Raw genomic sequence first — 21,210 nt, forward strand, 5'->3', positions numbered from 1 at the left:
TTCAGGGGACTGATGCCGGAATGGGCGCGGGCTGCCACTCCAGTCGGCGGCCGCTTGCTCGGTCGAAGAGATGCAGGCGGTCGGCCTCGGCGCTGAGGATCACGGCGCTGCCGTGCTCCCAGTGTTCGTCGCGTGGTGCCCGCACTGCCACGCGCTTGGAGCCGACGCGACAGTAAATGATCTGCTCGCTGCCGAGGTTTTCGGATAGTTCGACGACGCCGCGGAGCGCGGCTCCGGCGGTCGGCGCAGCAGCGGCAGAGGCGGGTGCATTGATGGTGAGGTGTTCGGGGCGAATGCCGAGGACAATGTCCTGTTGGGGTGTGTCGCCGGGCCAGAGGACCGCCTCAATGGATGGGCCCATCACGGTGACGAAACCGCCACTGGTGCCCAATCCGGCGTCGAGCAGGTTGGTGGCGGGGGACCCGAGAAAACCGGCGGCGAAAATGGAAGCCGGTTTGTCGTAGAGCTCTTCCGGGGTACCCAGCTGTTCCAATTCCCCGCCGTTGAGCAGGGCGATCTTGGTGGCCATGGTCATGGCTTCCACTTGGTCGTGGGTCACGTAGATGAACGTGGCACCCAGGCGCCGGTGGAGCCCTGCCAATTCCTGACGGGTGGCCGTCCGGAGTTTAGCGTCAAGGTTTGATAGGGGCTCGTCCATGAGGAAGGCCTTCGGTTCCCGGACCAAGGCGCGGGCCACCGCTACCCGCTGGCGTTGTCCACCAGAGAGCTCGCGGGGCTTGCGGTCCAGCAGATGGCCGATCTCCACCATCTCAGCAACGGATGCGACGCGCTCCTTGATGAGCTGCTTGTCGGTCCGCCGCACAGTCAAGGGAAAGGCGAGGTTCTTGGCCACGCTCAGGTGCGGGTACAGGGCGTAGCTTTGGAAAACCATCGCCAGGTCACGCTTCTTCGACGGGACGGTGGTGATGTCCCGCCCATCCAGCTCAAGCGTCCCCGACGTCGGGTCCAACAGTCCTGCGATCAGGCGCAGCAGGGTGGTCTTGCCGCAACCGCTAGGGCCGAGCAGGACCAGGAATTCACCGTCTTCGACAGTGAGCGAAATATTCTTTACAGCCGTCACGTCCTTGAAAGAACGTGAGAGCTGGTTGAGCACTAGTTGGCCCACAGGCACCTCCGGGAAACTGAATTTCCTCAATCGATTTGTTGAGGAAACGTTCTACCCTTGAAGAGTGGGGGCCGCAGATTAACGAGTGGTGCTCATTTCGTAAACAGCGCTGGAGGCAAACAGAAACTTCTGCCTCCTTACACGGCGGGCGGCTCCGGTTCCTCGCCGATAATGTGAAGGACCTCCTCGAAGACGGCTGACCGTGCCTGATCGACCGCCGGGGAGTCGCCCGTGACGCCGGCGTGAAGCGCGGAGAGGACCAGCATCTGAACGATGTTTCCGATGGGGAGCTGGTCCTGCCAGTAATGGAATTCCGCGCCAGCCACGAGCGCGTGCGTGGAGATTTCGGCCAGGGTCGAGCGTGCATAACTTGTCACCCCGATGACAGTGGCTCCCTTCTCCAAAGCGATGCGTGCTCCGCCCAGGGTGAAGCCATTCAGGCCGCTGTCGCTGATCGCGATGCAGACATCATCCGGACCCAGCAACTTCGCTGTGATGTGTTGGGAGACGACGTCGTCCGGCGCCTCGCAAATCACCCCACTTCCCAGGAAGCGCAGAGCCAGGGACTTGGCTGGGGCAAGTGAAGCGCCATTGGCCACCACGAGCAGCCGCTTGGCTGACCGGACAGCATCGACGGCGGCCCCGAAGGACTCGAAGTCCAGCGAAGCCAGTGCGCCACGGACATCGTGCGCGGCACGCGAGAAGATACCCGAAATGAGATGTTCGGGAGTTCCCGGCGTCCCCGTGGCTCCCCAACCTTCCTGGTCCGCATTGTCGCGGGCAGCAGCGCCCAGGTCCCGCAACAGGACCTGCCGCAGGTGCTGAAAACCGTCGAACCCCATGCGCTTGCAGGCCCGCACGATCGTGGCCGGCGACGTACCGGTTGCGGCCACGAGGTCGGCCACGGACATTGTCGCGACAGATTCGGGGGAGTCGAGGCAGAACTGGGCAACCCGCTGCTCGCTGGGTACCAACGAAGGAAAGATCGACATGATGTGGGCTCGGGAGCCGCCCAGCGGCGGCTCCGCCTTGTACGGGTTCATCCGGCTTTCATATCAGATTCATTTGAACAACGTGGTACACCGTGGTGAGTGGAGGTTGCAACGAGGTGCTGCGTCGCCGCATGATCTGCTGCGTATTTGGGCGTTTTCTTGTCAGCGGCCTTACTACCAAGGGCCTGCGAGACAATAATCAACTGGCCGCATTTCCCAGGCCCAGAAGTGTTCGTGGTCATCGCGTTGTGGCACGAAATGTTTGGCGGCTTCTGCGGGTTTTTGGTGGGGGGGGTAGGGCAAGGCTCCAAGGTACTTCTCCAGCTGGCGCAGCGTGCGGACAGTGCGGGCTGGCCTCGGCCGTGCCGTATGTACTGGAATTGCGGGTCTTAAGTACGCTTCCGGAATCGACGTTCTCGATACTCATGTGTCTGGCACCGGTGGCAGCTGCCGAAGTGGGCCCAACCCGAGCGCGGGTATCCCGGATGCTCAGGCTGGGCCGACAAGCGTTTCTGGCTAATTCTCGTGGCGGTGGAACATCACGAACCACTGTCCCTCTTGGCAGACCTCGTCTTTCTGGTTCTTGACCTGAACGTCGAAAGTAACGATGCCCCGGTCCGTTTTGGATTTCGAGGCCCGGACCTCAGCGACGGTTTGTTCGACACGAATGGTGTCACCAATGCGCACAGCGCCGACGAGCTTCCAGTTCATGGCAGGTTCTCGCGTGCCGTCAGATCCGGATAGATGGCGAGCTCTTGGGGACCAGCCCCAGGTTGCGTTTTGCGGCTACACTCCCTGGGTCCATCCGGATACCGGCCACGTCCACTGATCCGGAATCGGCAGGGATCAGACCGGCAACCATGTTGATGATGGTGGTCTTTCCGGCACCGTTCGGGCCAAGGAAGCCGTAAGTCTCACTGGGGCGGATGGCGAAAGAGACGTCCTCGACGGCGGTTAGGTCACCGAATTTCTTGACGAGCCGGTCTGCTGACAAGACTGTTCCGGTGCGAGGCGGTGCCACCTGATTCTTCAAGGGCGCACCGCGCTATTCCAAGCCGGCCCGTGTTGCGTCGTTGAGTGGAGTTTGAAGCGACATCGGTGCTGAAAGGTCGAATCGTCTCCCGGTTACCGAGGCTGGAACAATTCTGAAGAGGTGGTCCTGACCCACTCCCTGCCACGGGAAAAGGGCGCGCCTGATCTCATCAAGTCGAGGGCCTTCGGACCCTGCGTCCTCAACTGTGCCTTTCACAACCACACTCCACGCAATTCCGAATTCGGCACTGACGGAGTCGGCCTCGATGGCTACCACGGCGTCATCCTCCATGGCCCACTGTTTGGTTCCCGGTCCGGTCCTGAAAACCACAGTGTTGTTATCCACCGCGAAGTTCACGGGAAAGATGTCAGGGTGGCCGTCGACGATCACAGAAAGCCGCCCAACGTTGGCCTCGCCAAGGAGCCTCCAACAATCGTCCGATTCAAGTACTTCTGCCTCAGGCACTATGTTTTCGTCGGTCATGGGAAGATCCTACGGCCGGTTCCCGGCCCTCAACAGGGCCCAAAGGCCCGAGTAGTTCCGGAAAGCTTGCCGTCCGCTCCGGGGAGGCGACACCCAGCAAAAGCAAGAGCAATCCTACTTCCGCCAAGCCAGCACTAAAGTAGACCGCTTGCAATGCACTGAACGGGATCAGTGCCATTTGAACGAATATCCACACGAGGATGGAATATCCCGCCGTGGCGGCCGCCATGGATGCCAATCCACGTCGACGGAGGAGCAGGACGAAGGCCACCGTGTGCGTGCCCCCTACGATGACGGCCAGCAGAAGCCCCGGGACCAGGTAGCTGCTGAACGGCGACCCGCCCAGGTATTCCACCGGTAGCTGGACTTCGGGCGGCAAACCGCTCTTGTCCACCCCCGGCCATGACCCCCAGACCCATGACCAAGCCGCCGGCAATCGATGTCACCGCTACCAACGCTTGCACGGTCAGAAGCATCACTCGAATCATCATTCCTCCTAAATGATGGTGTGTCGAAAACGTTTGTCAGCAGCCACTGCCACGGAAGCAACTACACCGACACGCCGACGTCGTCGTTAGCGCTCCTCGAACCCCCTGCGGCTCCGCTGCGATCAACAGTGTCAGCCCCGCGGCGAGCACCGCCATGGCTGCCAAACCACGACGGCGACCGCTCGCCGTCGTGCGCTTCTTCGCGGCTTCAAGGCTACTGCTGTTGTGTGGCCGTCGTTCACGGCTGGTTGGCCGTCCCGTCAGAGGGCGGGGGCTGCAGTGAGTCGGGGTCGGCGGAACCTTGGTCAAGGCGGAACGGCGGATATTCGTCGCGGAGGAGGGCCCCGTAGATGAGCACGCGGTAGACCCATCGGTTGATGCCCATGATGAAGGCGAACAGGGGGCGCGGATAGCTGCCGGTGAACAACAGGATTATCAGGGCGATGAGGACCAGCAGACCCAGCAAGGACAGTCCTCCGCCGCGATCGTTGATCACGCCGGCGGGTCCGTCCTGGGTTCTCCAAGCCCACGTCGCCGTCCCCGTGAATGCTGCCACGATCAACAAGTGCGGTATGAGCAATAACCAGGACTTTACAAGAACCAGGCCCCGCGACAGGCGCGGCGGATAGTCCACCTCAACGTTCGCCGGATAGTCCGTGCGGGAGAGACTGAACGGCGGATATTGATCGGTCCCGCCCACGCCGTAAGCGTAGAAGGCCACGCGCCAGTTCCATCGGAGGACGCCCACATTGAAATGGAAGAGGGACAGCGGGTAGCGGCCCGTGAAGAGGATGGCGAACCAGGCAATGATGCTGGTGACAGCGAACGCGAACCAGAGAAACAACAGCACGAAGAAATGGGGGATGGCGAGGAACCATTTCACCAGCCACATCCAGGGCGACAGAGCGGGGTCCAGTTGGCCGGTGAAATGAAGCGGTGAACTCATGGCCCTTGCCGGTGCGGGGCCTTGCGCTGCCGCGGATGTCGAAGGGGGCTGCCCGGGCGATCCTCCGGCACGGCCCAGACCTACGGCCCCCAGCACCAGCAGAGGCACGCCGATAAGGATGGCCAGCACGCCGGCGAACAGCAGGCCCATTGCGGCGGGCTTGATGAGGTCTGAACGGAAACCGGCTTGCAGATCTGCGGAGACCCCGCCGCTGGCGTCAGCGTTCATCACCACAACCGTCCAATTGCCGGGGGCGATGTTCCACGTGAGCTCCTGCTCACCAGGGCCGGAGGCTGATGCTGCCCAGAACTGCTGGGTCCCGGGCGCTGCGGGGGGCGTTGATCCTGGAACATCCCTGTAGACAGGCCGGAAGGGTTGGAATTTCACTTCACGCAGCTCGGTGTGATGTACGCCGGCGAGGTACCCGTCCACCTCGTTTTGGGGTGCAATGCCGATGAAAACTTCACGGCCGGCCTCCGTCGCAGTGGCCCGGAGCCTGAGGGTTCCGACGTCGAAGGGAAGCCTTTCGGGGGTGCCCTCGCCCACAGCATCGAGTTGGGGGGAGACCAATGCGCGGGACGAAACCGTGTACCGCTCTGTTGGGGAGGTGAAGAAGGCTCCGTCGTCTTGGGAAGAGGCTAGCCATGCCGCTGCCGCACCCGCCGCTGCCATAGTGACGCCGAGCAAGGAAAGAACTATGCCCACAACAAGAAGGACGATATGACCTGGCTTTTTCATGGCTAGAGTTCTTTCCGGTTGAAGATCAGGGAAGCAACCCCGAGGGCTGCGGCAGCGGCAATCGTGGCTGCGATCCCGGGTACGCCTGCCGGCCCGAAGGTCGCGATGGTGACGAACCACGTGGTGAGGGTCCCCAAGGCAAACACGACCGTGATTAACATGGCGTGCATGGATGGCTTGATGATGATGGTGAACAGGACGATTTGTGAGAGGTTCTTTTTCCACTGCCCCCAGATCCGCCACGTCCGGAAGATTTTCTGGCCTTCCTTGGACGTCAGGACTGAGAAAGTGCTCACTGGTTCCCCTTTCCGACAAGCTCCAGGAAGACCTCTTCATGACCCGATTCAGCGTTTTCCATGCGGATGAGACCCGTATCCTGCCTGCTGATCGGGAGGGGAATTTCCCGCTGCGCGGTTGCTGTATCCGAGACCCGGACTTCTTCGCCTCGCGGTCGGGACTGGACTGATATCGCCCAGTTCTGTTGTCCGAGGACTCCGGCAAGGGCTTCCGCACCCTCGCACGCGGGGTGATCCGGAAAGTAGCTTATGCCGTCACGGATCGACGGCGTGCTCGTCGTCGCGTCTTCGCCGAGAAGCCGCAATGAACCCGAACTCGCCCGGGAAAGTCCGCTCATGACACGGAGCAATGTGGTTTCGCCAGCTCCGTTCAACCTTAGGAAACCGAAGACGGAACCCGCTGGCACCCTCAGGTTCATGGCGTTGAGCACATGATAGTTCCCGTATGTCTTGATCAGCGCCACCGCCTCGATTACAGCAGGCGCGCCGGCCGCCGGTCGCCCTGGAGCTGAGGGGACGGACATCTGCCCGGTGGTCATCTCATTGACCCTTTTCGGGGGAGTGGACCACCAGAACCGGGCAGTGCGCGTGCGCGACGCAGGCCGAACTGACCGAACCAAGGAGGAGTCCGCCAAATCCACCGTGACCGCGCCGGCCTACTACAAGTAGTGACGCATGTTTGCTGCCTTCAACAAGCCCTGCCCGGGGCGAACGTTGAACGAGGCGGGAACTGACGTTCCTGGGCTTGTCAGTACCGAAAGCCTCGGCCACTGCCTTGTCGAGTCGCTCCTCGGCATCATGGGCAAAGCCGTCTACACCCATGGCCAGGTATCCCTCATATCCCAGTGGCATCTCCCAGCACCCCCACGCCTCAAGTGGTGCGTCGAGCGCCATGGCAATGCGCTGTCCTTGCCGAAGTGCCTCCACCGATGCTTCGGACCCGTCCACGCCGACAATGATCTTGCTCGGATCAAGCCACCCGGCCATCACGCACTCCTCCGGGTTCCATAGGCTTTGGCATTTGCCAGGAGTTCTTCAGCCCACGCAGCTGCGCGGGAGGTCTCTCCGTCAAGCAGGGGGCCCTCGGTTCCTTTCACGTAGAAAGCCTTGGGTTTGGCAACAATGCTGGCTCCGGCGTCTTTCAAGGTTTTCGTGATCTTCTTGGCCGCATCACCGTGGATGAACAACTTGACCCTTGTATCAAAGCCGGCAGCAACCACTCCGGACAGCCCACGGCTGCCGAGGCGGGACAGGGCCTCCATTGTCTTCTGTGTGGGACGCCAACCATTGATGGGGCTTCCCACCACCAGCAGGTCACCGACGGAGATATCTTCGGATCGGAGTTGTCCGACGGGCAACACTTTCGCGTTGAGCGAGCTGAGGCCCTGTGCAATGGCCTCAGCGATCGACTTCGTGTTGCCGAAGCCGGAATCATAAACGACGAGTGCTTTCATGACTGTTCCTTCTTGTTCTCGTGGGCGTTTGTCCGGGAACGCGGCTTCCCGCGAAGAGGGCGGTCACCTATAAAAACGGTTGCCAAGTACGTTCCTCCGCCCATGATGAGGAAACCCAGCACACCCAGTGCCAGACTGCCCAACGGGAAACTCACCAGCAGCAATCCGAGCCCGGCAAGAGCAGCGAGGCCGCCTCGCTTTATGCCCTTCCAGCGGCGCCGATTCATCTCGTCGAAGCTCATCAGTGCTGCCAGCCTGGGGTCCTCCTCCAGGAGCGCCTGTGAAATCTTCTCCAGTTCGAGCCGTTCGAACTCCGAAAGAGCCATGGTGTGCCTCCTGCCTTCCCTCCCAGCATGTGTGGTGCCGGAATCAGGAAACAGGGCCGAAAGTCACTAAGCATTGCCGGGCAATAGGAGGCATTCCTGAACGTTTCGGGCGAGAACGCGCGCCTGGACGCTTGCCGGCATAGCTTTGCATCGCTTTTCACTGATCGCGCTATCAGCTACCGGTGCACCCGCGGCTCTTGACAGGGTTTCTTGCCACCCGCTGGGGGTTGGATGCGGTCGATCTCGCGCTTGAGCATAAGTGGGGCATCATGCTCTGCCTGAACGGCACCGACATCACCGATGTGCCCCTGGCATCGGCTTTGGGGAATCTGTTGACCGTTCTTCCGGAGGCTCGCTTTAAGGAAGCAGAAGCGGGACTTCCGGCCCTTACGAAGGATCTCTGTTTGCGGGCATGCTCATGGAAGGCATGGGGGATCGATGATGCCGTGATCAGCAAGTGCAGAAGGGGCGGGCCCATGAACGGGATCTTTGAGCTTTTTACGGACGGCCAGGCCAATGTCCGGTTCCGGCTGGTGGACTCCGAGGGGCGGGAACTCGCAGTCTCGTGCTCATACGTAGACAAGGACTCCGCGGTGCAGGGCATCTCCCATGTCCGTGAGTGTGCAGGGATGGGCTTGGTCCAGGACCATTGTTCGCCTATGACGCCAGCCGACACGAAACCTGCAGGCAGCCGGGTTCCTGCGAATGGGCGGATGAGCAGGGCTGCCGAATGAAGATCGAACACATTTCTGAGAATCCGGATCCGGTCGGACGTCAACGCCCCTCTGAGGCGGTTGAGCCAGCGACGGGCAATCAGGGCCGGCAACCGCAACGCGGAAGGGTCCGTTCAATCCCACAGAATCCGTTGGTTCAGCAGTTGTTCCGGCTGGGAAAACGCCGCGAGGACGCGGAAGCGAAGCTTGAGAAACGGTTCGCTAAAAGAAAGAAGACCTAAAGCCCAGAGCACGCTGACCCGTCATGAAATCCTCAACACAGCAGCTCCAGTGATTCTGTCATTCGCGAGGTCGTCCAATGCCTGGTCAGCTGCTGCGAAGGCATATGCCGTGGTGGTGGGAATCAATGGCATGTCCGCTGCGAGCGCAAGCAATTCCGTTCCGTCACCCCTCGTGTTGGCGGTGACGCTGCGGACTTGCTTCTCGTAGAAGAGCTCGTCGGCATAGCTCATCGAGGGGATGTCGGAGAGATGGATGCCGGCAACCGCCAGAGTTCCGCCCCTGTCCAACGCCCTCATCGCGATTGGAACCAGGTCACCGACCGGTGCGAAGAGAATGGCTGAGTCCAGCTTCACGGGGGGAGCGTCGAATGCACCGCCGACGTATTCTGCCCCCAGGTTCCGGGCCAAAACCTGCGCCTCCTCCGATCGTGTCATGACGAAGACCGACGCGCCTGAATGGATTGCGATTTGCGCGGTCAGGTGGGCTGAGCCTCCGAACCCGTAGATGCCCAAGCGGCCGCCGGGGGGAAGGGCAGCCCGCTTCAGGGCGCGGTAGCCAATTATTCCGGAGCAAAGGAGCGGCGCCGCCTCCTCATCGCTGAATTGGGGAGGAATAGCGTAGGCAAAGTCCTCTCTGACTGTCATCATTTCCGCAAAGCCGCCGTCACGGTCCCAGCCCGTGAAAACCGGTCTGCTGCACAGGTTTTCGGCGCCGCGCTGACAATAGCGGCAAGTACCGCATGTGCTGCCGAGCCATGCGACACCCACCCTGTCGCCGGCTTCAAACCTACCCGTGCCAGCGCCTGATTCCACGACGATTCCCACAGCTTCATGACCTGGAACAATCCAGGAATGGCGCGGAGGGAGGTCACCTTCAGCCAGATGCAGGTCCGTGCGGCAGACTCCACACACGTTGACTTTGACCAGCAATTCGCCCTTGTCAGGTATCGGCACGTGCTTGGTCCCTTGCTCTAGCGGATGAGTCGAAGTGCTTCCTGGCCTTCCCACCCACCACGCCTTCATCATGTTTGCCATGCAATGAGCGTGATGGAGATGTGATCCGGCAGCAAGAGTCAAAGGTCCTGCAGGAAAGGGGGTGGGAAGCCTGCTCATCTCAAACGAGGTTCGGTCCGAAGGCAACGGACACCGGGGTCTCCACTGTGACCTTCGGCCCTGTTCGATGCTGTCTGTTCACGGCATTCTGACAGGAAGGAAAGTCACAAGCGCCAGGAGGACAAAGATGAGCAAGGACGGATCACCAGGGAAGATTGTTGTAGGGGTGGATGGTTCGGAGCCGTCCATCGAGGCGCTCCGCGAAGCCCAACGTTTGGCAGTCGCCTTGGGGGCAACCGTTGAGGCAATTGCGTATTGGGATTTTCCGCCGGTCTATGAGGGTTATGTGGCCGTGGGGATTACGGGATTTGAGGAGGCTGCAGGGCAAGTCCTGAAGGAGTCAGTCGAAAAGGCCTTCGGGATTGACGTGCCGGACAACGTCATTTCCCATCTGGAACAAGGCCATCCTCGGCAAGGACTGATCAAAGCCAGCCGCGGAGCAGGGATGGTAGTGGTGGGCAGGCGTGGCCACGGCGGATTCGGCGGTCTATTGATGGGATCGGTCAGCTCGGCCTGCGTCGCACACGCCCATTGCCCCGTTCTTGTAGTGCACACCCCCGAAAAGGAAGCATGAAAATGAGTGTGCCCAGCCAAGAACCTGCACGCATCGATGGTGCCCGACACGTCAGCGAAGAACTCAGTGAGGTGCAATGCTGGGAGAGGCTGCGTGAGCACGACACAGGTCGGATTGGATTCGTCCACCATGGCAGGGTGATGATTTTGCCTGTCAACTACCTGGTTCACGATCATGCCATCTACTTCCGCACCTCCCTCGGAGGTTTGATTGGTGCGCCGGTGGCCCGCATGCAGACATCTTTCCAGATCGACGATGCCAGGGCTGATCGAAGCGAAGGGTGGTCGGTGCTGGTCAGCGGGTCCTCGTCCCATGTTGTTGACCGGGAGTCACTCACGCGCCTCTGGGGTCACATGACGGCAGAACCGTGGGCCGGTGGGGACAGAAGCCTCTTCATCTGCATCCAGCCCACCATCATTACAGGCAAGCACGTTTACCTCGCCTAGTCGGCAAGCAGAAAGTGCGGGCTTGCCGGGAGAACCGGTGAGCCCGCACTTTCATACCCAGCCAAGGGTACAGCCGTTGCTTTCAGTCGGAGTGCTTGACCGGGCTGATCCGCGTGATAATCGTTGGACAGGGCAATTTGGTGAGAACCGCGTGCGCTGTCGAGCCCAGCAGCAGGCGTTTGAAGCTGCCCCGTCCGCGGCTGCCGACCACCAGCAATTGTGCAGTGGCCCCGGCCGCGAGCAGTGCTTCGGCGGCCCGTGTGTGGGTATCGAGGACCTGGTGCACTACCAAATCCGGGTACTTATCTGCTAAGCCAGCAACAGTCTCGGCCAAGACCACCCGTTCTTCTTCCGTGATGACCTCGAAGTAGTTGGTGTGGGGTACATTGCGGGTTACCCATGGTTCTGGTGTGAGGAAGGCATGGAGGACAGTCAGCTCTTGGCCCTGGCGGTCGGCCTCTGCCGCGGCAAAAGCGACGGCCTGTGTGGACTCTTCGGAACCATCCACGCCGACTACAATCCCTTTGCGGTTTGTCATGTCGTGCTCACCGATGACTGCTACGGGACAACGCGCAACGGCTGCAATCTGTAAAGCGCGATCGGTCAGGGAACCGCCAGCCCAACCATGGCCGGAACCAATGACTACCATGGCGGCCTTTTTGGACCTTTTGCCCAATGCGTAGCCGGCCCCACCCGAGACGAGGTCGGTGGTGACATTGACGGTGGGCTCTATTTTGGCAGCCCGGTCCTTCGCAGCCGCAAGAAAGTTGACGCCGGACTCCCGGATCCACTCGTTGTACCCCACAGAATCGTACGCCCAGCGGTCATCCACAGCATGGACAAGCTGTACCGGCAGCTTGAAGCTGGCCGCTCGATGCATGGCCCACCGCATGGCGGCCTCGCTGCTGGGGGAATCGTTGACACCGACGACAATTGCTTCATTCATGGCTGGGCCCGTTCTTCGTTGATGGGTTCCCCGGACGTCAGCCGGGGCTTGTTGCCAGTTTGTACCGGGTTCACGGGTCGGGTTAGGGCCGGAAGTCCTTATTCCGGTCTGTCGATCGAGATGGTCTCTTGGTACTCCGGGACGCGTGCCTTCCAACCCAATTCGTGCTTGATGCGGAGGCGAAGCGCGTCAGATGCTTCCGGCTCGCCATGGGTGATGTACGTCATCCGTGGCGCCTGTGGGGCTGACCGCATCCAGCGGATAATGGCGTCCGAATCGGCGTGTGCACTAAAGCCTTCCAGCTGGACCACCTCCGCCTTGATCCTGACGTCCTGCCCATAGATCCTCAGTTCTCGTGCACCAGCCGCCAGCGCTGCGCCCCTGGTGCCGGCGGCCTGGTAACCACTGAGGACAATCGCGTTGTTGGGGTCGTTGCCGTAAGCCGTAAGGTGATGCAGTATCCGGCCACCCGTCAGCATCCCGCTGGCGGAGATAATGATCATGGGTCCACCCCTGAGGTTGAGGAGCTTTGAATCGTCTGCCGTTCGGGTCATGGTCGCCACGTGATACATGTCCTTGAATTCTTCCGGACGCAGGCGGTGCTCGTCCGGGTGCTGCTGGTACATGTAGGAGGCATCAATTGCCATGGGGCTGTTGAGATACATGGGAATATCCGGAATGAGGCCTTTTCGGCGCAGGCGCGCCAGCTGCAACATGAGTGTTTCCGCCCGGCCGACGGCGAATGCCGCGATCAGAATGACTCCGCCCCTCTTGGCCACGCGGGAAACCACCCCGCCCAGTTCCACTTCAGGACCAACGGCTGGATGCGTCCTGTTGCCGTAGGTGGACTCCGTCACCAACACGTCGACAACTTCCATCTCCCGGGGAGGGTACATGAGAGGGTCATCGTCGCGGCCCAAGTCGCCGGTAAAGTGAACCGAATTTCCACCAACCCGGATCTGTAGCTGAGCTGCTCCCAGGATATGACCGGCCGGGACGAACGTGGCCTCGACGCCGCTGCCGAGGTCCAGGGCCTCGTCGAACTCAACGGGGCGGAAACTATTGAGCGACTTCACTGCATCTGCCGCCGTATACAGGGGCAAGGCAGGAGTGTGGATGGACGATCCACGGTGGTCGGCGTACCTGGCCTCTTCTTCCTGCAGGTGTCCGCTGTCTGGCAGCAGGAGTTTGCACAGTTCGGTGGTCCCGTGGGTGGCATAGACGGGACCCCTGAAACCATCCCCCACGAGCCTGGGAACATAGCCTGTATGGTCCAAATGGGCATGCGTCAGCAGGACTGCGTCAATGGATGCAGGGGAGACAGGAAAGGGCTGCCTGTTCCGCAGGCGCAGCCGTTTGTAGCCTTGGAACAGCCCGCAGTCGACCAGGATTCGTGTTCCGTGGAAGTCCACCAGGTAGCGGGAGCCGGTAACGGTGTCCGTGGCGCCAAGAAAGCGGAGCGTAGCGGGGTCTTTACTGGCCATGGCGATGCTCCATCCTTAGGAGAGGGTACGGCTTCATCGGGTGAACCAAGGCCTGGCCGTTGAGGGCTGTTCACTGCCATGAAGCCATTGGCGCCGCGCGGTGACGCGGCGCCAAGCAGTGCTTTGGCGTTTATGGCGTAGACGCCACATGGTGATGCCTGTATTCCTCAGTGCTTGGCCGGATCGCCAGGGCTGTCACCACCAAGGCCACCGCCCCTGGGATCCAAGCACTCCATGCTGCGCCCGTTGCGGAGGTGAAGCCACCCACCCAAGGAGCCAGGAGGAGGGCTACTGCCACGATTGCCTGGGCCCACTCAGCGACCGGCATTCCGGGCATCGCCAGGTTCACTACTCCTCCAATGACCAGCAAGAGTCCCAACGTAACCATGATCGCCGTCGACGACCCGGCTTGTGTGGTCCACAGAACAGACAGAGCTGCATATGCGCCGGCGCCGATCACGGTGTAGTCCTGCCAACGCGTCCATTTCTTCATGGGGATCGATACTCCTTCATTTGTTCGATGCCGGGGCCGCCCACCTTCTGCGAGCGGTTTCGGGTCTCCCGTTCTTCCAGCGTCGGTACAAAGGCACGTTCCCAACAGGGCCTAAAGTCACACGCACCGGCAGGGTCCTTGGGCCCTTGTGGCAGTGCCGGCCGTCAGCAAGAATTTGGCAGAGTCGCCAACACAAGCTCTCGACATCGCGGCCATCAGCCGCCGGACAGGAGAATCATGGATCGCCCAGAAACAGCCGGCCAAGGCACCGGCGTTTCCCGCGGAGAACCAATCCGCGTTTTCATCCTCGATGACCATGAGTTGGTTCGCAGAGGCCTCCAGGAACTTTTGGAAGGTGAAGGTTTCGTGGTAGTGGGCATGTCCGGTTCGGCGGAAGAAGCGACGCGCCGGATTCCCGCATTGCGTCCCGATGTCGCTGTTCTGGATGCACGGTTGCCCGACGGCACCGGAATCGAGGTCTGCCGGGACGTTCGCTCCGTTGACCCGGGTTTGAATTGCCTGATCCTCACCAGTTACGACGACGAACAGGCACTTCGCGGGGCTGTCCTTGCCGGTGCCGCCGGGTACGTCCTGAAGGAAATCGGAGGAATGGACCTGCTGGGTGCCCTGCGCAAGGCAGCCAAAGGCGAGTCGTTGTTCGATGAGGCCGTCAAGACAAGGATCATCCAGGGCCTCACGGAGCCGAAGAAGCAGGATCCCCGAGTCTCATCCCTCACACCGCAGGAGCGCAAGGTCCTGGAGTTCGTTGGACAAGGCATGACCAACCGCCAGATTGGCGAGGAAATGCTCCTGGCAGAGAAGACGGTGAAAAACTACGTCTCGTCCCTGCTGGCCAAACTAGGGTTTGAACGCCGAACCCAGGCGGCGGTCTTTATGGCCCATTCGCCCGGAGAGGACGCTGGAAACCTGCGCTGAGGGATCAGCCCAACGGGATCGACCATACCAGCGACGTACCCTTGCCTGGTGCGCTGGTGATAGTGCAGGTGCCCTTCATTTCTGCTGCCCGGTGTGCCATGTTGGTTAGCCCGTTCCCCGGGGCGGGATCCTTGAATCCGCATCCATCGTCCACCACTTCAAGGGTCAGCCGGCCTTCGTGCAGAGCCACGGAAACATTGATGGACTGGGCTGCTGAGTGGCGCGCCGCATTGCTGAGGCTCTCTGAGACAACAGCCAGCAGGTGTTTGATCATGGTTTCGTCCGTCAGAGAATCAACGGGGCCGGCCACCGTCAGATGGGGCGCGAAGGGCAAGGATTTGGCACCCGCTTGAATCGATTGGAGGATGCGGCCGCTCAACGGTTCCCGTTCGTGGGTGCTGGCTTGAAGGGAGTAGATGGTGTTTCGGAGATCGCGGATGCTGGTGTCCAGTTCTTCGGTGACGGAGTCGATCCTGTTCAGGGCAGATTCGCCCGTCGTAAAACGGCGGAGGCTCTGGATACTCAACCCTGCCGCGAAAAGCCGTTGAATCACCAGGTCGTGGAGATCCCGGGCGATCCTGTCCCGGTCCGAGAACACCATCACTTGTTCACGGAGCCTGTGGATACGTTCCAGTGCCAAAGCTAGTGCCACGTGTGAGCCGAAGACCGCCCCCATCTCCACATCCGTCTTGGAAAAATTTCCTTTGTCTGGATCACGGGCCAGGACCAAGAGGCCATGATGGGCTCCTTGGGCGCTGAGGTCGATGATCAGGAGCTTCGCTGGCCCTGCAGTTCCCGCAATACCGAGGAGTTCCCTGGAATCATCCAGGCAAACGGGCTTCCCATTTCGTTCGACTCCTCGAATTTCAGGGGCCTCCATGGGCAATGACATGCCAGCGAACTCAGCGCCGGGTTCCCCTGCCGTACCCGCCACTACATACGGCCCTCCCGGTGAAGAGGGGACAAGAATCAAGGCGAGACGGGATGCGGACTCCTGCAAAGCCCTTCCAGCGATCAGGTCCAGTGCCGAGTCCTCAGCCTGCTCCGTCTGGCCGCCGCCGAGCATTCTTCCAGTGACGTCCATGCAGGCCTCGAGCCAGGATGCCCGACGTCTGGCGTCTTCATACAGCCGGGCGTTCTCAATTGCCACGCCAGCCGCCGCAGCCAAAGCCACGGCAAGGTCCTCATCCTCCGGGGTGAAGTCCCCACCACCATCCTTTTCGGTTAGGTAGAGGTTCCCGAACACCACGTCCCTGACCCGCACGGGAACTCCGAGGAACGACTTCATGGGCGGGTGGTGTGGGGGAAATCCATAGGCTTTAGGGTGTTGGCCCAGATCGTGAAGGCGAAGTGGCGCAGGCTCGGTGATGAGCAGGCCGAGTACACCGTGCCCCGTCGGGAGGGGGCCGATGCGTTTGGCGAGCTCGCCGTCTATCCCCACGGTGATGAAATGACTGAGCGCGTTGTCCTCGCCAATGACGCCCAACGCACCGTAGCGTGCCCCAAGCAGCTGGCAGGCAGAGGTCACCACGCGGTCCAGCACCGCTTCCAGACTCAGGTCTTCCGCTACGGCGACAACTGCTTCGAGTAGACCCCGCGTTCGTTCCTGTGCCTGCAAAAGCTCCCCGGCGCGCCCAACGAAGTCCTTCAACAGGTCATCAATCGGGATCCGCACTTCAGGTTTCGGCTGGCGGGGCTCAGGAGGTTCGGATTCGTTCACCAATGCCTTTCGAAGAATGCATGAAATCCTGCGTTGGGGCCGGAAGGCTCCTTGCTGCCAGACTACTCCGGCGCTTGTTAACCGGCTACCGCGCCGGGCGCGTGCGGGCCTTTGTGCCTGTTGTCCCGGCGTGACCAGGCCTACGGTCTAAGCATGACGAATAAACCTACGGTTCCGGAAGCTGAGATCCTGGACAACAAGCAGTCTTGGGAGCTGCTGCGCAGTGTCTCAGTGGGACGCCTCGCAGTCTGGGCGCAGGACCATCCCGACATCTTTCCCGTCAATTACAAAGCAGACCACGGCACGCTGGTCTTCCGCACTGGCGAAGGGAGTAAGCTCCACGCTGCCCTCAGCGCCACACCGGTAGCGCTGGAAGCCGACGGAGTAGACCCAACGTCGGGAATCGCGTGGAGTGTTGTGGTCAAAGGCGGGGCAGAGAGCATCAAGCTGACCCAGGAGGTGCTGGACACCGTCGGTCTGCTGCTTTTCCCGTGGCAGGCCGGGCGGAAGGACCATTTTGTCCGGATCGTTCCCACCTCGTTGACCGGGCGCCGCTTCAAAGTGACACCGCCGCTGACGTGGTGGAGTCCGCTCGACGACGCCACCAGGGCGGGTTTGGAATGAAAACACAGCCAAGTGCCGCCGTCGAACGGCTCGCCCCGGACGAATGCTGGGACCTGTTGGCACAGACCAACGTTGGCCGTCTGGCCGTCCTGGTGGACGGACATCCCGATATCTTTCCAGTGAACTATGTGCTGGATGGTGACAGCATTGTGTTTCGAACCGGTGCGGGCACCAAGTTTTGGAGCACACTGAGAACCCCTTGCGCCCTGGAAAGTGATGGCTACTTCAGCGGAAAGGCATGGAGCGTGGTTGTCCGAGGGCAGACACACCTGATACTCGACCGTCAGGAAAGAGCCGACGTCGACGCCTTGGGACTGGATCCCTGGCAACCAGGCGCCAAGGACTGCTATCTGAGGCTAACTCCGAATGCTGTCACGGGGCGGCGGTTCAAAACCACCCGGCCAGACCTCTGGGGGACCCCCTTGAACGACGCCCGCCTGGGCGACTTCCACTAGTACCCACGCCCGGTGTGTCAGCCTGGCATAACAAGGACGGAACAACACCATGAAGGCGCTCGTCTACGGTGGCCCCGGCGAAAAGTCCTGGACGGATGTTCCGGATCCCGTCATTCTTCAGGCCACCGACGCAATCGTGCGCATCGACACCACCACCATTTGCGGTACAGATCTGCACATCCTCAAAGGAGACGTCCCTGCGGTCCAGCCAGGACGCATCCTCGGGCACGAAGGGGTGGGAACCGTCACCGATGTTGGGAGTTCGGTCAGCTCACTCCGCCGGGGCGACCGAGTGATCATCTCGTGTATCAAGTCATGTGGGCATTGCGGCAATTGCAGGAAGGGCCTGTTCTCCCACTGCCTCGGTGACGAAGGACAAGCGGGAACCGGCTGGATTTTCGGCCACCTCATCGACGGTACGCAGGCCGAATTCGTCCGGGTTCCCTATGCAGAAAACTCCTTGCACAAACTGCCCCACGGCGTCACCGACGACGAAGCCGTGATGCTCTCCGACATCCTGCCCACGGCCTTCGAAATCGGAGTCCAGGCCGGGCACGTGGCCCCGGGTGACGTCGTGGCCATTGTGGGGGCAGGGCCCATCGGCCTCGCAGCCATGGCAACAGCCGGGCTCCACGGTGCAGCCACGGTAGTGGCCATAGATCCCGACGAGGGCCGGCTCGCCAAGTCCCGTGACTTCGGAGCCACGCACACGGTCAACCCCACCAAGCCCGAATGGATTGCGGAAGTTCTCACCCTCACCGACGGGGCTGGGGTGGACGTGTCCATGGAAGCAGTGGGAATACCGGAGACCTTTGACATGGCCTTACGCCTGGTCCGCCCCGGCGGGCACGTGGCCAACATCGGTGTCCACGGCAAGCCAGTCCGACTGCCCCTCCAGGATCTGTGGATTCAAAACATCAACATCAGCATGGGACTGGTCAACACCAACACCACCCCGATGCTGCTTCGCCTGGTGGCACAACACAAGCTCCCCGCTGATAAGTTCGCTACCCATCATTTCGGCCTGGAACAAATCATTGATGCCTATGACACGTTCTCGCGCGCGGCGGAAACAGGTGCCCTGAAAGTTGTTCTCAACCGCACCCCTCACGACTGATCAGCGGACATGACACGGCACCTGCTGCACTCGGCCTTGCGCTTTCCGTTAGTGACAGCAACCTTTGTGGTGCTCGTCGCCGTCGCGGTCCTGACAGTCATCGGACTGATACCGGCGGCCCAAGGGCTGGCGAGCATCTTCGCCCTCAGTGTTGCCCTCTACCGGGCAGGCACCATGATCAAAGGGCTCCTGCACGGACGCTGGGGCATTGATCTCCTGGCCGTGATGGCCATTTGCTCGACAGTTGCGGTGGGGGAATACCTGGCATCCCTCATAGTGGTTCTGATGCTGACAGGCGGCGAGGCGCTGGAACAATTTGCCCAAGGCCGCGCCACCAGGGAGCTCCGTGCGCTCCTGGACCGGTCCCCGCGCAACGCGCACCGCGAACGGCCCGGAATGCCCGTGGAGGATATCCTGGTGGATGCCGTGGTTCCGGGAGACGTGCTGCTGGTCAGGCCGTCAGAGTTGGTTCCGGTGGACGGTACCTTGCTGTCCGACGTCGGAATCTTTGATGAGTCAGCGCTGACAGGCGAAAGCCTGCCTGCAGAGCGAACCAAGGGCGACTTGCTGCTCAGCGGCACTGTCAACGGGGCCGATGCCGTGCGTATGAAGGCCACGGCCACCGCAGCGGATTCGCAGTACAGCCAAATAGTTGCCTTGGTTCAGGAAGCCGCGGCAAGCCGTGCGCCGACGGTACGGCTTGCCGACAAATATGCTGTGCCGTTCACTCTGGTCGCCTTGGTGCTGGCCGGCGCTGCGTGGTTCTTCAGCCAGGATCCACGACGGTTCGCTGAGGTTCTGGTGGTAGCCACCCCGTGCCCTTTGCTGATTGCTGCACCCGTCGCGTTCCTCGCGGGGACCAGCAGGGCCGCACATGCCGGCATCATCATCAAAAACGCGGGGACGCTTGAGCAACTCAGTAGAGTCAAGACCGCCGTCTTCGACAAGACAGGGACCCTCACACAAGGCAACCCCTCCTTGGCTGGAATCCGGGTGGCCCCAGCCTCACATCTGTCCGAAGACGCCCTGCTGCAGTTGGCCGCCTCCGCCGAGCAGTATTCCACGCACGTCCTGGCTGCTTCAGTCATGGCAGAAGCCCGAGCGCGCAGCCTGGTACTTATACCGGCAACGGGCGCGAGTGAACATGCAACCAACGGTGTCACGGCCGACTGCGGAAGCCACCACGTAGTGGTCGGAAAACCCGCTTACGTCGGCTCCCTGGTGAGCGGCTTCGACAAGACGACACTGCCCGGAGGCCATCTTGGGATCTACGTCGGCGTGGATGGGCGGTTTGCCGGCACTCTGATCATGAGCGATCCATTGCGCCCAAACGCGAAGAACACCCTGACGGAACTTCGGAGGCTCGGGATCGCGGAGACGATGCTCCTGACCGGAGACGCTGCGACGACAGCCCGACACATCGCTACGGAAGCGGGCATCAGCAACGTCATGGCCGAATGCCTGCCGGCTGACAAAGTCAATGCTGTCGCGGCCCTTCCGCTCAGGCCCGTGATGATGGTGGGCGACGGCGTCAACGACGCTCCCGTACTGGCAGCGGCCGACGTCGGTATCGCCATGGGTGCCAAAGGTGCCACTGCGGCCAGCGAGTCCGCGGACGTGGTGATTATGGTTGACGACTTGTCCAAGGCCGCCGTCGCTGTAGGCATCGGGCAGCGTACGCTTCGAATCGCCCGGACCAGCATTTGGACCGGGATACTGCTGAGCCTCGGTCTGATGGTGATGGCAACGTTTGGCATGATTCCGGCCGTCGCCGGGGCGCTGCTCCAGGAGCTGGTGGATCTTGCCACCATTCTCAATGCCCTCCGGGCTTTGGGTCCCGGACGGACTGTTGTGCCCGCACGCTCTGGGGAGGTCCGTGAGGTCAGTACCGCTCCGGCTCGTCACCAAGTTCAAAGTGGCGGCCATGGACCCGGGTGGGAGTGATCTCCACGTAGGTGTATTTACGCGTCGGAATCCAAGGCTTCAGGGGAAGCTTGTCCGCTTCGTCGATCTCCGACTGCGACTCGATCACCCTGGCAGTCCCCTTAAGGACAACACTCCAGGCTTCGGCGTCGACGATCTCCTCAACTTCGAAGGCAACCTTCTCATTGACGGTCAGTTCGGCGAGCTTTGTTCCGGGATTCGTCCTCAGCAGCAGCCGCTGGTTGTGGGCGATGAAATTAAGTGGGTAGATGTCCGGTTCACCCAGGACGCTGACAGCCAAGCGACCATGCTGGTTACGTTCCAGGACCTTCCATGAGTCGGCTTCGGTGAGGACGGTTCCGGGGCGTTCGTCGGTTTCCATGGTCTGTGTCTCCTGCGTGGGGTGGTGGCTGCTGGCGGATCGCCACGTCGCCGTTGGTTCGATGCTCCCGAGCCTATGGCTGGCTTCCTGCCCCCAACAGAGTCCAAGGTCCCGTGGGCGAAAGCAGCCATCATGACCTTCGACTCTGGCATTGAGGGTC

26 protein-coding genes and 1 pseudogene are annotated in these 21,210 nt (G+C 61.3%); 9 read left to right on the forward strand and 18 right to left on the reverse strand.

Annotated elements, in window-relative coordinates; genetic code table 11:
* Nucleotide 1: 1 nt before the first annotated feature.
* From ARUE_RS09655 to ARUE_RS09710, 12 genes are all read right to left on the reverse strand, one after another.
* The gene (locus ARUE_RS09655; protein WP_202949987.1) at nt 2-1,081 is read right to left on the reverse strand and encodes an ABC transporter ATP-binding protein; all 1,080 of its coding nucleotides are present in this window, start codon (nt 1,079-1,081) and stop codon (nt 2-4) included.
* 182 nt (nt 1,082-1,263) lie between these two features.
* Complete coding sequence (locus ARUE_RS09660; protein ID WP_014921623.1) at nt 1,264-2,169, reverse strand: MurR/RpiR family transcriptional regulator; 906 nt, start codon at nt 2,167-2,169, stop codon at nt 1,264-1,266.
* A gap of 465 nt (nt 2,170-2,634) precedes the next feature.
* Complete coding sequence (locus tag ARUE_RS09665; protein ID WP_014921624.1) at nt 2,635-2,829, reverse strand: hotdog family protein; 195 nt, start codon at nt 2,827-2,829, stop codon at nt 2,635-2,637.
* Between the two features lie 19 nt (nt 2,830-2,848).
* Nucleotides 2,849-3,112, reverse strand: coding sequence for an ATP-binding cassette domain-containing protein (locus ARUE_RS09670; RefSeq protein WP_014921625.1), 264 nt, complete (start codon nt 3,110-3,112; stop codon nt 2,849-2,851).
* Between the two features lie 51 nt (nt 3,113-3,163).
* Nucleotides 3,164-3,634: a pyridoxamine 5'-phosphate oxidase family protein gene (locus ARUE_RS09675; protein ID WP_043470129.1), complete on the reverse strand. Its 471-nt coding sequence runs from the start codon at nt 3,632-3,634 to the stop codon at nt 3,164-3,166.
* A complete protein-coding gene (locus ARUE_RS09680) occupies nt 3,609-4,028 on the reverse strand; it encodes a hypothetical protein (protein WP_014921627.1) in 420 nt (139 codons plus the stop codon). The genes ARUE_RS09675 and ARUE_RS09680 overlap by 26 nt, the downstream gene beginning before the upstream one ends.
* A 332-nt stretch (nt 4,029-4,360) precedes the next feature.
* Complete coding sequence (locus ARUE_RS09685; RefSeq protein WP_014921628.1) at nt 4,361-5,806, reverse strand: DUF4389 domain-containing protein; 1,446 nt, start codon at nt 5,804-5,806, stop codon at nt 4,361-4,363.
* 2 nt (nt 5,807-5,808) lie between these two features.
* Nucleotides 5,809-6,102, reverse strand: a complete 294-nt coding sequence (locus tag ARUE_RS09690; protein ID WP_014921629.1) for a hypothetical protein — start codon at nt 6,100-6,102, stop codon at nt 5,809-5,811.
* Nucleotides 6,099-6,641 carry an ATP-binding cassette domain-containing protein gene (locus ARUE_RS23390; RefSeq protein WP_051024965.1) on the reverse strand — a complete coding sequence of 181 codons (543 nt, stop codon included), beginning with the start codon at nt 6,639-6,641 and terminating at the stop codon, nt 6,099-6,101. The genes ARUE_RS09690 and ARUE_RS23390 overlap by 4 nt, the downstream gene beginning before the upstream one ends.
* A gap of 1 nt (nt 6,642) precedes the next feature.
* Nucleotides 6,643-7,089 (reverse strand): universal stress protein, encoded by a 447-nt coding sequence (locus tag ARUE_RS09700; RefSeq protein ID WP_014921631.1) that lies wholly within the window; start codon nt 7,087-7,089, stop codon nt 6,643-6,645.
* Nucleotides 7,089-7,556: a flavodoxin family protein gene (locus ARUE_RS09705; protein ID WP_014921632.1), complete on the reverse strand. Its 468-nt coding sequence runs from the start codon at nt 7,554-7,556 to the stop codon at nt 7,089-7,091. The genes ARUE_RS09700 and ARUE_RS09705 overlap by 1 nt, the downstream gene beginning before the upstream one ends.
* Complete coding sequence (locus tag ARUE_RS09710; protein WP_014921633.1) at nt 7,553-7,882, reverse strand: DUF3040 domain-containing protein; 330 nt, start codon at nt 7,880-7,882, stop codon at nt 7,553-7,555. Before ARUE_RS09710 ends, ARUE_RS09705 begins: the two co-directional genes overlap by 4 nt.
* 87 nt (nt 7,883-7,969) lie before the next feature.
* Between ARUE_RS09710 and ARUE_RS24110 the strand changes: the two are divergent.
* Together ARUE_RS24110 and ARUE_RS23395 are read left to right on the forward strand one after the other, a co-directional pair.
* Nucleotides 7,970-8,077, forward strand: a pseudogene (locus ARUE_RS24110) (PEP/pyruvate-binding domain-containing protein); the annotation flags it as partial.
* 281 nt (nt 8,078-8,358) lie between these two features.
* On the forward strand, nt 8,359-8,616 hold the full coding sequence (locus ARUE_RS23395) for a YegP family protein (protein ID WP_071162415.1): 258 nt from the start codon (nt 8,359-8,361) through the stop codon (nt 8,614-8,616).
* 242 nt (nt 8,617-8,858) lie between these two features.
* Here the strand turns inward: ARUE_RS23395 and ARUE_RS09725 are convergent, their stop codons facing one another.
* Nucleotides 8,859-9,950: a zinc-dependent alcohol dehydrogenase family protein gene (locus ARUE_RS09725; protein ID WP_502691467.1), complete on the reverse strand. Its 1,092-nt coding sequence runs from the start codon at nt 9,948-9,950 to the stop codon at nt 8,859-8,861.
* A gap of 127 nt (nt 9,951-10,077) precedes the next feature.
* Here ARUE_RS09725 and ARUE_RS09730 point away from each other — a divergent pair, with 127 nt between their 5' ends.
* The gene (locus ARUE_RS09730; protein WP_014921636.1) at nt 10,078-10,524 is read left to right on the forward strand and encodes a universal stress protein; all 447 of its coding nucleotides are present in this window, start codon (nt 10,078-10,080) and stop codon (nt 10,522-10,524) included.
* A 2-nt stretch (nt 10,525-10,526) separates the two neighbouring features.
* Nucleotides 10,527-10,970 (forward strand): pyridoxamine 5'-phosphate oxidase family protein, encoded by a 444-nt coding sequence (locus ARUE_RS09735; RefSeq protein WP_162486144.1) that lies wholly within the window; start codon nt 10,527-10,529, stop codon nt 10,968-10,970.
* Nucleotides 10,971-11,052: 82 nt separating this feature from the next.
* Here ARUE_RS09735 and ARUE_RS09740 read toward each other — a convergent pair whose 3' ends face one another.
* From ARUE_RS09740 to ARUE_RS09750, 3 genes are all read right to left on the reverse strand, one after another.
* Nucleotides 11,053-11,916, reverse strand: a complete 864-nt coding sequence (locus ARUE_RS09740) for a universal stress protein (RefSeq protein ID WP_014921638.1) — start codon at nt 11,914-11,916, stop codon at nt 11,053-11,055.
* A 98-nt stretch (nt 11,917-12,014) separates the two neighbouring features.
* Nucleotides 12,015-13,400 (reverse strand): MBL fold metallo-hydrolase RNA specificity domain-containing protein, encoded by a 1,386-nt coding sequence (locus ARUE_RS09745; RefSeq protein ID WP_014921639.1) that lies wholly within the window; start codon nt 13,398-13,400, stop codon nt 12,015-12,017.
* A gap of 130 nt (nt 13,401-13,530) precedes the next feature.
* On the reverse strand, nt 13,531-13,893 hold the full coding sequence (locus tag ARUE_RS09750; protein ID WP_014921640.1) for an SPW repeat protein: 363 nt from the start codon (nt 13,891-13,893) through the stop codon (nt 13,531-13,533).
* Between the two features lie 237 nt (nt 13,894-14,130).
* On the opposite strand from ARUE_RS09750, the gene ARUE_RS09755 reads away from it, so the two are divergent.
* On the forward strand, nt 14,131-14,829 hold the full coding sequence (locus ARUE_RS09755; protein ID WP_014921641.1) for a response regulator: 699 nt from the start codon (nt 14,131-14,133) through the stop codon (nt 14,827-14,829).
* Between the two features lie 4 nt (nt 14,830-14,833).
* Here the strand turns inward: ARUE_RS09755 and ARUE_RS09760 are convergent, their stop codons facing one another.
* The gene (locus tag ARUE_RS09760; protein ID WP_014921642.1) at nt 14,834-16,549 is read right to left on the reverse strand and encodes a sensor histidine kinase; all 1,716 of its coding nucleotides are present in this window, start codon (nt 16,547-16,549) and stop codon (nt 14,834-14,836) included.
* A gap of 153 nt (nt 16,550-16,702) precedes the next feature.
* Here ARUE_RS09760 and ARUE_RS09765 point away from each other — a divergent pair, with 153 nt between their 5' ends.
* From ARUE_RS09765 to ARUE_RS09780, 4 genes are read left to right on the forward strand one after another with little or no spacing between them, the layout of a single operon-like run.
* Complete coding sequence (locus ARUE_RS09765; RefSeq protein ID WP_014921643.1) at nt 16,703-17,173, forward strand: pyridoxamine 5'-phosphate oxidase family protein; 471 nt, start codon at nt 16,703-16,705, stop codon at nt 17,171-17,173.
* Nucleotides 17,170-17,628, forward strand: coding sequence for a pyridoxamine 5'-phosphate oxidase family protein (locus ARUE_RS09770; RefSeq protein ID WP_014921644.1), 459 nt, complete (start codon nt 17,170-17,172; stop codon nt 17,626-17,628). The genes ARUE_RS09765 and ARUE_RS09770 overlap by 4 nt, the downstream gene beginning before the upstream one ends.
* A gap of 49 nt (nt 17,629-17,677) precedes the next feature.
* Nucleotides 17,678-18,745 carry a zinc-dependent alcohol dehydrogenase family protein gene (locus ARUE_RS09775; protein ID WP_014921645.1) on the forward strand — a complete coding sequence of 356 codons (1,068 nt, stop codon included), beginning with the start codon at nt 17,678-17,680 and terminating at the stop codon, nt 18,743-18,745.
* 9 nt (nt 18,746-18,754) lie between these two features.
* Nucleotides 18,755-20,689 carry a heavy metal translocating P-type ATPase gene (locus ARUE_RS09780; RefSeq protein ID WP_014921646.1) on the forward strand — a complete coding sequence of 645 codons (1,935 nt, stop codon included), beginning with the start codon at nt 18,755-18,757 and terminating at the stop codon, nt 20,687-20,689.
* Here the strand turns inward: ARUE_RS09780 and ARUE_RS09785 are convergent.
* Nucleotides 20,628-21,050, reverse strand: coding sequence for a pyridoxamine 5'-phosphate oxidase family protein (locus tag ARUE_RS09785; RefSeq protein WP_043470135.1), 423 nt, complete (start codon nt 21,048-21,050; stop codon nt 20,628-20,630). The two genes, ARUE_RS09780 and ARUE_RS09785, sit on opposite strands and share 62 nt — an antisense overlap.
* Between the last annotated feature and the right edge of the window lie 160 nt (nt 21,051-21,210).

The sequence above is a fragment of the Arthrobacter sp. Rue61a genome (genome assembly GCF_000294695.2).
Taxonomy (GTDB): domain Bacteria; phylum Actinomycetota; class Actinomycetes; order Actinomycetales; family Micrococcaceae; genus Arthrobacter; species Arthrobacter aurescens_A.